This is a genomic window from Mesorhizobium sp. B264B1B (genome assembly GCF_020165765.1).
Classification (GTDB): Bacteria; Pseudomonadota; Alphaproteobacteria; order Rhizobiales; family Rhizobiaceae; genus Mesorhizobium.
Map to the genome: position 1 here is coordinate 562,827 of NZ_JAIUIS010000002.1, position 7,535 is coordinate 570,361.

Genomic DNA, 7,535 nt, shown 5'->3' on the forward strand with positions numbered 1-7,535 from the left:
AGGAGTTGAACATGGCTGCCAAAGACGTAAAATTCTCCCGCGACGCCCGTGAGCGCATGCTGCGCGGCGTCAACATCCTCGCCGACGCGGTGAAGGTCACGCTCGGCCCCAAGGGCCGCAACGTCGTCATCGACAAGTCGTTCGGCGCACCGCGCATCACCAAGGACGGCGTCACCGTCGCCAAGGAAATCGAACTTGAGGACAAGTTCGAGAACATGGGCGCGCAGATGGTCCGCGAAGTCGCTTCGAAGACCAACGACATCGCCGGCGACGGCACCACGACCGCGACCGTTCTGGCGCAATCGATCGTCCAGGAAGGCCACAAGGCGGTTGCCGCCGGCATGAACCCGATGGACCTGAAGCGCGGCATCGACCTGGCCGTGACCGAAGTGGTCGCAGCTCTCGGCAAGGCCGCCAAGAAGATCAAGACCTCCGAGGAAGTCGCCCAGGTCGGCACCATCTCGGCCAATGGCGACGAGTCGGTCGGCAAGATGATCGCGGAAGCGATGCAGAAGGTCGGCAACGAAGGCGTCATCACCGTCGAGGAAGCCAAGACCGCCGAGACCGAGCTGGAAGTCGTCGAAGGCATGCAGTTCGACCGCGGCTATCTCTCGCCCTACTTCGTCACCAACCCCGATAAGATGGTTGCCGATCTCGAGGACGCCTACATCCTGCTCCACGAGAAGAAGCTCTCCAACCTGCAGGCCATGCTGCCGGTCCTGGAAGCGGTCGTGCAGACCTCCAAGCCGCTGCTCATCATCTCGGAAGACGTCGAAGGCGAGGCCCTGGCCACGCTGGTCGTCAACAAGCTGCGCGGTGGCCTGAAGATCGCCGCCGTCAAGGCTCCGGGCTTCGGTGACCGCCGCAAGGCCATGCTGGAAGACATCGCCATCCTCACCGGTGGCCAGGTCATCTCCGAAGACCTCGGCATCAAGCTCGAGAATGTCGGCCTCAACATGCTCGGCCGCGCCAAGAAGGTGTCGATCTCGAAGGAGAACACCACCATCGTCGACGGCGCCGGCAAGAAGGCCGAGATCCAGGGCCGCGTTGCCCAGATCAAGCAGCAGATCGAGGAGACCACCTCGGACTACGACAAGGAGAAGCTGCAGGAACGCCTGGCCAAGCTCGCCGGCGGTGTTGCCGTGATCCGCGTCGGCGGTGCGACCGAAGTGGAAGTGAAGGAAAAGAAGGACCGCGTCGATGACGCCCTCAACGCGACCCGCGCGGCCGTGGAAGAAGGCATCGTTGCCGGCGGTGGCGTGGCCCTGCTGCGCGCTTCGGGCAACCTCAAGGCCACCGGCGTCAACTCCGACCAGGCCGCCGGCATCAACATCGTGCGCCGCGCGCTGCAGGCTCCGGCCCGTCAGATCGCTGCCAACGCCGGTGCGGAAGCATCGATCGTTGCTGGCAAGATCCTCGAGAACAAGGGCGCGACCTTCGGCTACAACGCCCAGACCGGCGAATATGGCGACATGATCGCCATGGGTATCGTCGATCCGGTCAAGGTCGTGCGTACGGCTCTCCAGGACGCGGCCTCGGTCGCCGGCCTGCTGGTCACCACCGAAGCCATGATCGCGGAGGCTCCGAAGAAGGAGTCGGCTGGCGGCGGCATGCCTGGCGGCATGGGCGGCGGCGGCATGGGCGGTATGGGCGGCATGGACTTCTAATCCAGCCATCTGCTTTATGCATGTGGAAAGGGCGGCAGCGATGCCGCCCTTTTCTTTGCACATTCAGGCCTTGCTTCAGCGTAGTCGGTTGGAATCAGCGTCAGACAGCAGTGCTCTCCGCTTGCCGCGTCGCCTTGCCGGCGAGGACTGCCTGCTCGATCAGGGTAGCCACCTCATCGGCCACGACGTTGATCGATGAGCGATCGCGGGTGGCGCGGGCAATCACCATCAGGCCTTCCAGCGAGGACTCGACCAACAGCGCCAGCGCCCGTGCGCGGCGCTCGACCACCCCTGCCCTGACAAACGCCTGGCGCAGCAGGCCGATCCACTGCTCGAAAGCGGAGCGGCAGATTTCCTCCAAGTCCGGCACGTCGTTCGGCGCATCGAGCACGACCGGCGCGATCGGGCAGCCGAGCGAGAATTCGTTGTCCTCCAGCATGCGAGCGACCGACTGGTAAATGTGGTGAACGGCAACCGCCGGATCGCTTTCCGCCGCCAGCTCGGCGCCAAGCCTCTCAGTCACCTCGGCCACGCTGGCGCGCGTCACTTCGACGACCAGCTGATCCTTGCCACCGGGAAAGTGGAAATAGAGCGAGCCGCGCGGGGCGCCGCTGGCGCTCAGTATGTCATTGAGCGAAGTGCCGTGATAGCCGCGCCGCCTGAGCAGCAATCCGGTCGTTTCGAGTATGCGGGCTCTCGTATCGTTCGCCATGTCAACCTCTGTCAGGAGAGATCCTTATAAGCCTTGCCAGAAATATGACAACTGGTCTACATAATATGTAGATCAGTCTATATAATCGAGAGCCGAAATGCGCAGCTATCGTCTTGAGGGTTTGGGCGGAACCGAATGTCTGGTGATGCGGGAAGAGGTGCGACCGGAGCCAAGTGCCCAGGAGATCGTGGTGCGGGTGCGCGCCACCTCGCTCAACCGACGCGATACGATGATCCTCAATGGCACCTACCCCCTGACACCGCGCCGCGGGATCGTTCCGCTCAGCGACGGCGCCGGCGAGGTCGTCGCCATCGGCGATGATGTCACACGCTTTGCCGTCGGCGACCGTGTCACCGGCAGCTATTTCGCCCGCTGGATCGATGGCCGCATCAATGCCGGACTGATCGACCAGCTCGGCTGCACGCTGGATGGCATGCTCGGCGAGTACGCCGTGCTTGACGAGCAATGGGCGGTGCGAGTTCCCGAGCATCTCGACTGGCGCGAGGCGGCAACGCTGAGCTGCGCCGGCCTGACAGCCTGGAACGCACTGACCGGGGCGGAGATTCCCAAGCCCGGCCAATGGGTTCTAGTCATAGGCTCGGGCGGCGTCTCGCTGTTCGCGTTGCAGTTCGCCAAGCTGCTCGGCTGCCGCGTCGTCGCCGTCACCTCTCGCGCCGAGAAGGTCGGCAAGCTGCGGGCGATGGGGGCCGACCTCGTCGTCTCCTCGACCGACATGCCGGAATGGGGGGCGATGGTGCGTGGCGAAACCGGCGGTATCGACCTTACCGTCGAAACCGGCGGCCCGCCGACCTTCGCGCAGTCGCTGATCGCCAGCGCGCTTTATGGGCGCATCGTGCTGCTCACCATTCAGGATGCGAAGGGCGCAACGGTGCAGATCCCCGGCGCCGTCTATCAGCGCAGCCTCGTCACAATCGGCCGTCTGTTCGTCGGCAGCCGCGCAAACCTCGAAACGATGCTCAACGCCGTCTCGGCGCACCGGTTGAGACCGGTCATCGACAAGGTCTTCCCCTTCGCCGAGGCCCGCGACGCCTACCGCTATTTCCAGCAGGGCGACGTCTTCGGGAAGGTCGTCATCGACGGAGCCTGATATTTCATATCGATCGAACCAGAAGGGAGAACAGCAATGACAATTCGTGAAGCTTCGGCCGAGTGGCAAGGCACGCTGAGGGAAGGTTCAGGCCGGCTGCGGCTCGGCAGCGGTGTGTTCGAAGGCGCCTATTCCTTTCCGTCGCGTTTCGAGAACGGCCCCGGCACCAACCCGGAAGAACTGATCGCGGCCGCGCATGCCGGCTGTTTCTCGATGGCGCTGACCTTCATCCTTGGCCAGGGAGGTCATGTTCCCCGGGACATCCGCACCATCGCCAGGGTGCACCTCGGAGCGACCGAGGCCGGGCCGACCATCACCCGCATCGACCTTGAAACGGCGGTGGAGGTCACGGGGCTCGCCGAAGACCAGTTCGAGCGCCTTGCCCAGTCCGCCAAGGCGAGCTGTCTCGTTTCGCGCGCGCTGGCCGGCGTGGCCCAGATCAACCTCAAGGCGACCCTCGTGGGTACCGCCGCGCAACAATGAATCAGGAGAAGTACGAGATGAGCAGCATCATGGACGGTCATCCAGAGTCGCGGCGGACAGCCGAGATCATGCGGCGCTTCAACGATGTGTTCCAGTTGCACGATCCGTCGGCGCTTGCCGAGTTGGTGGGCGAGGACTGCGTGATTGAAAACACCGTGCCGGCACCGGACGGTGCGCGCCATGCCGGCAAGGCGGCCTGCGTCGGGCTATGGACGGCGATCGCGACCCAGCCCGGCACGCGCTTCGACATCGAGGAGACCTTCGTCGCCGGCGAGCGGGCGACGATCCGCTGGCGCTACTGGATGGCGGACGGCAATTCGCTGCGCGGCGTCAATCTGATGCGCGTCGAGGGCGGGCGGATCGTCGAGGCGATGGGCTACGTCAAGGGATAGGCCGGCTTCACCATATGAGTTACTCCTAATACACATCGGTTTGTGCTAGGAATAGAGTCCGACCGCCATTCGACGATCGAGAAAGACCATAGGGAGGACTAATGTCATGAACATCAGAACCGCCTGCTTTGGAGCACTCGCGTTGACCGTTCTCAGCGGCACGGCACTTGCCGGAGCGCTCGACTCGCCCAAGATGATGGAACCGTTCTTCACCGATGCGAGCATGAAGACGATGAAATCCGACGCCGAGATGAAAGCCGCCTGGGCAAAAATGTCCAAGGACGACCAAGCCATGATGATGAAGGAATGTCAGGATGCGGCGATGAGCAAGCCGTATGCCCCGTTCTGCGAAAAATTGAAGGCGCTCGGCGGCGCGAACAAATGATTGCCGGCTAGTCCGGAGTTGAAGAACAAAAGAAGGCGGGCCAAGGCTCGCCTTCTCATTGTTCGGCATCGATTTCGTGCCAAGGCGAGGCGAACGAATTCTACCTGTCCGCCAGCGCAAGCTTGGCGCCGAGCATGACGAAAGCGCCGGCGAACGTGCGGCGCATCCAGGTCAGCACCCTCGGCCGCGACGCGACATGGCTGCGGATCGAGGCGGCGAAGATGCCATAGCCGACGAAGATGACGAAGGTCAAAAGCATGAAGACGCTGCTCAGTTCCAGCATCTTCGACAGCGCGTGCGGCTCGGTCGTGCTGACGAACTGCGGCAGGAAGGCAAAGAAGAAGATCGACAGCTTCGGGTTGAGCACATTGACGAGGATGCCTCTCGCAATCACCTTGCCGGTGGAGCGCGGCGCGACATTGTCCTCGACGTTCAGACCACCCCTCTCCTTCAGCGTGTTCCAGGCCATGTAAAGGAGGTAGGCGACGCCCAGATATTTCAGCGTCTCGAAGGCGACCGCGCTGGTGTGCAGGAGCGCGGCGAGGCCGGTGATGGCGGCAGCCATATGCGGGATGATGCCGAGCGTGCAGCCGAAAGCGGCGACGATTGAGGCGCGGGCGCCGCGGGAAAGCCCGGCGCTCAGCGTGTAGAGGACGCCGGTGCCGGGCGAAGCCACCACGATCAGCGACGTCAACAAGAATTCGATGCTCACGATTTGGTCCTCCGCTGTGCTGCCCGGCGGGCAGCGTAGCAGCGAAATCCCCGCGCACAAGCCGCGGCGCCGTCAGATCAGAGGACAGGCAGCCCGTGCGCCCGACGCGCCATCAGGCAATCCTCGTCGCCGGGCATGCAGGCGCGGCAGACATCCGGGCGCAGCTCGTAGATGCCGCAAGCGGTTGCCTTGCCCACTTCGCCACAGAGGGCCGAACAGCGCGGGCCCTCGCAACGCATACCCGACAGATCGGTCGCGACATACTTGTCCGGGATACGGTCGAGGTGCGCGTCGTCCTCGGTGGAAAAGCGCGGCCACTCGGCCGAGTAGGAGCAACAGGCGCCGCAGCTCTGGCAATCAAATGCCGGGACGGTGCCTCGTTGCGACGATGAAAGGCTGGCTGCGGCCACCGGGTTGAACAGCCCCTGCGCAGCAGGATTGCGGTCGGCGTCTTGCGGCAAGGCGCTATTTCTTCTTGCCTGCCTTGCGCGACGGCGCCTCGGCCGGCGACTTGAATAGATCGGTCGCGGCCTCGGCAGCTGCATCGGCCTTCGGCGCGGCAGCCGGCTTGACTGGCTTTGCAGCGGCGGCGGGCGCCGGCGGTTGGTCCTTGGCGGAGAATTTTATGGCCATCTCAGTCCTCGTCGGCGAAGCGCGATGGTGCGCGCGGACTGCGCAAACGGCCGATCAGGGCCGAAACCGCCGTTATGTTCATTTCCTCAGGCGACCAGTTCCTCGCCTCCGCGATGTGATGCGGCGCCAGTTCGCGATGCGTGCTGCCGCTGTAGGCGGCGTCCTGATGGGTCACCGGCTCGCGGGTCTTGGCGTCTTGGCGGACATATTCGATCAAATAGTTCGGGCACTCGGCGCGGCCCCGCACGCCGACGCGCACCTGTGCATCGCCATGGACGCGCTTGCAGCGTTCGAGTTTTTCCAGCACACGCCGGACATATTCGACTGGCTTGTCCAATGTTTCGACCATATCGGCGATGGTCGCATCAGCGGCGATTGGTGTCGCCGGCACACGCTTCGTCGCCATCAGCGTCTTCCGGCCCGTTTCGGCAACGCCGCCTGTGCGGCCGCCGCAGCCATTTCATCTGCCTCTTTTTCCAGGCGCAGTTCGCGCAAACGCGCGGTCTTGGCTTCACGCGCCTGGGTAAGGGCATCGCGTTCGGAAATGATGCGGTTGAGCGACATCGACTGGGTTTGCGTCTTGCTGAACAAGGGCACTGCCTGATCAGCAGCTGTTTTCGAATTGGCGGTCAAAATCTTTCTCCTGTCAGGAGTCTCGTGCCGATAGGGCAAGACCGGTCTTCAGTCAGGACCCACGCACAAAAGCATTGGGGCGGCGGATTCAACTTGCTGGAGCGTCCCTTAGCACGTTCAGGCCGACGCGCAGCGCATTTTCGGCGGCGAGACCCACAAAGTGAAAAAGGCCAGGCACCGCCTGACCTTCCATGAGAGCGTCGCGCATCCAGTGGATGCACAGGACGCTCCGGCACGCAGCGTGCGAAAACTCAGGTTTCCGCCGCCATGCGCCCGAATTCGCCATTCACCAGTGCCAGTACATCCGTGGTCACCGGGAAGGCTGAATCCTTTTTCAGGCCGCCTTCAACTGGTCGGCCGACATCTTGCCGGACTTGTTGTCGCGGACCATCTCGTAGCCGAGCTTCTGGCCCTCGACGATGTCACGCATGCCGGCGCGCTCTACGGCCGAGATGTGGACGAAAACGTCGGCAGAGCCGTCGTCAGGCTGAATAAAACCAAAACCTTTGGTGGCGTTGAACCATTTAACTGTGCCGGTGCTCATGACGAACCCTTTCCATGGCAAATACTCGTTCGCCGTCATGCGGATGCACAACGTCGTTTGTCTCGATTTTTGATGTGGGAAGTTCGTCAAAGGCGCGCTGCAAAGCGCGGATAACAAAAGTCAGTCAACAAATATCGACAAAGGTCTTGTAAGCTATTTAAACGGCCATGTCAATTCTTGGCTCACCCGTGTCGTAAGCACATGAGTTGTCCGGATTAGGTAGCACGTGAGTTGTCCGGTTTTATCGCCAGCGGATGGAGGCTGGG

The 7,535-nt window shown here is 62.9% G+C and carries 12 protein-coding genes; 5 read left to right on the forward strand and 7 right to left on the reverse strand.

Translation table 11 applies throughout. The features are described 5' to 3' along the window. Positions 1 to 11: 11 nt before the first annotated feature. Positions 12 to 1,667, forward strand: coding sequence for a chaperonin GroEL (gene groL, locus LB547_RS06565; RefSeq protein ID WP_140494274.1), 1,656 nt, complete (start codon positions 12 to 14; stop codon positions 1,665 to 1,667). Between the two features lie 100 nt (positions 1,668 to 1,767). On the opposite strand, the gene LB547_RS06570 is transcribed toward groL, so the two are convergent. Continuing rightward, a complete protein-coding gene (locus LB547_RS06570; RefSeq protein ID WP_140494276.1) occupies positions 1,768 to 2,379 on the reverse strand; it encodes a TetR/AcrR family transcriptional regulator in 612 nt (203 codons plus the stop codon). A 97-nt stretch (positions 2,380 to 2,476) separates the two neighbouring features. On the opposite strand from LB547_RS06570, the gene LB547_RS06575 reads away from it, so the two are divergent. The 4 genes from LB547_RS06575 to LB547_RS06590 all read left to right on the forward strand — a co-directional run bounded on the left by LB547_RS06575 (position 2,477) and on the right by LB547_RS06590 (position 4,747). Continuing rightward, positions 2,477 to 3,487 (forward strand): zinc-dependent alcohol dehydrogenase family protein, encoded by a 1,011-nt coding sequence (locus LB547_RS06575; protein ID WP_140761730.1) that lies wholly within the window; start codon positions 2,477 to 2,479, stop codon positions 3,485 to 3,487. Positions 3,488 to 3,523: 36 nt separating this feature from the next. Further along, positions 3,524 to 3,970, forward strand: a complete 447-nt coding sequence (locus LB547_RS06580; RefSeq protein ID WP_140494280.1) for an OsmC family protein — start codon at positions 3,524 to 3,526, stop codon at positions 3,968 to 3,970. A gap of 17 nt (positions 3,971 to 3,987) precedes the next feature. Continuing rightward, a complete protein-coding gene (locus tag LB547_RS06585; protein WP_140494282.1) occupies positions 3,988 to 4,362 on the forward strand; it encodes a nuclear transport factor 2 family protein in 375 nt (124 codons plus the stop codon). A 106-nt stretch (positions 4,363 to 4,468) separates the two neighbouring features. Then, entirely contained in the window at positions 4,469 to 4,747 is a 279-nt protein-coding gene (locus LB547_RS06590) for a hypothetical protein (protein WP_140494284.1), read from the forward strand. 100 nt (positions 4,748 to 4,847) lie between these two features. Here LB547_RS06590 and LB547_RS06595 read toward each other — a convergent pair whose 3' ends face one another. The 6 genes from LB547_RS06595 to LB547_RS06620 form a co-directional block, all read right to left on the reverse strand. Next, positions 4,848 to 5,459: a LysE family translocator gene (locus tag LB547_RS06595; RefSeq protein ID WP_140494286.1), complete on the reverse strand. Its 612-nt coding sequence runs from the start codon at positions 5,457 to 5,459 to the stop codon at positions 4,848 to 4,850. A 77-nt stretch (positions 5,460 to 5,536) separates the two neighbouring features. Further along, complete coding sequence (locus LB547_RS06600) at positions 5,537 to 5,920, reverse strand: YkgJ family cysteine cluster protein (protein WP_140521623.1); 384 nt, start codon at positions 5,918 to 5,920, stop codon at positions 5,537 to 5,539. Between the two features lie 4 nt (positions 5,921 to 5,924). Beyond that, on the reverse strand, positions 5,925 to 6,092 hold the full coding sequence (locus tag LB547_RS06605; protein WP_181167560.1) for a hypothetical protein: 168 nt from the start codon (positions 6,090 to 6,092) through the stop codon (positions 5,925 to 5,927). A gap of 1 nt (position 6,093) precedes the next feature. Then, complete coding sequence (locus LB547_RS06610) at positions 6,094 to 6,498, reverse strand: hypothetical protein (RefSeq protein ID WP_140494290.1); 405 nt, start codon at positions 6,496 to 6,498, stop codon at positions 6,094 to 6,096. After that, positions 6,498 to 6,725 carry a hypothetical protein gene (locus LB547_RS06615; protein ID WP_140515521.1) on the reverse strand — a complete coding sequence of 76 codons (228 nt, stop codon included), beginning with the start codon at positions 6,723 to 6,725 and terminating at the stop codon, positions 6,498 to 6,500. The genes LB547_RS06610 and LB547_RS06615 overlap by 1 nt, the downstream gene beginning before the upstream one ends. A gap of 334 nt (positions 6,726 to 7,059) precedes the next feature. Then, positions 7,060 to 7,269 carry a cold-shock protein gene (locus LB547_RS06620; RefSeq protein WP_010915421.1) on the reverse strand — a complete coding sequence of 70 codons (210 nt, stop codon included), beginning with the start codon at positions 7,267 to 7,269 and terminating at the stop codon, positions 7,060 to 7,062. Positions 7,270 to 7,535 lie beyond the last annotated feature (266 nt).

What these genes read in the sequence shown, in the direction of transcription:
- groL (WP_140494274.1), top strand. Translation starts at nt 12, where the DNA reads ATGGCTGCCAAAGACGTAAAATTCTCCCGCGACGCCCGTGAGCGCATG.
- LB547_RS06570 (WP_140494276.1), bottom strand. Translation starts at nt 2,379, where the DNA reads ATGGCGAACGATACGAGAGCCCGCATACTCGAAACGACCGGATTGCTG.
- LB547_RS06575 (WP_140761730.1), top strand. Translation starts at nt 2,477, where the DNA reads ATGCGCAGCTATCGTCTTGAGGGTTTGGGCGGAACCGAATGTCTGGTG.
- LB547_RS06580 (WP_140494280.1), top strand. Translation starts at nt 3,524, where the DNA reads ATGACAATTCGTGAAGCTTCGGCCGAGTGGCAAGGCACGCTGAGGGAA.
- LB547_RS06585 (WP_140494282.1), top strand. Translation starts at nt 3,988, where the DNA reads ATGAGCAGCATCATGGACGGTCATCCAGAGTCGCGGCGGACAGCCGAG.
- LB547_RS06590 (WP_140494284.1), top strand. Translation starts at nt 4,469, where the DNA reads ATGAACATCAGAACCGCCTGCTTTGGAGCACTCGCGTTGACCGTTCTC.
- LB547_RS06605 (WP_181167560.1), bottom strand. Translation starts at nt 6,092, where the DNA reads ATGGCCATAAAATTCTCCGCCAAGGACCAACCGCCGGCGCCCGCCGCC.
- LB547_RS06610 (WP_140494290.1), bottom strand. Translation starts at nt 6,498, where the DNA reads ATGGCGACGAAGCGTGTGCCGGCGACACCAATCGCCGCTGATGCGACC.
- LB547_RS06620 (WP_010915421.1), bottom strand. Translation starts at nt 7,269, where the DNA reads ATGAGCACCGGCACAGTTAAATGGTTCAACGCCACCAAAGGTTTTGGT.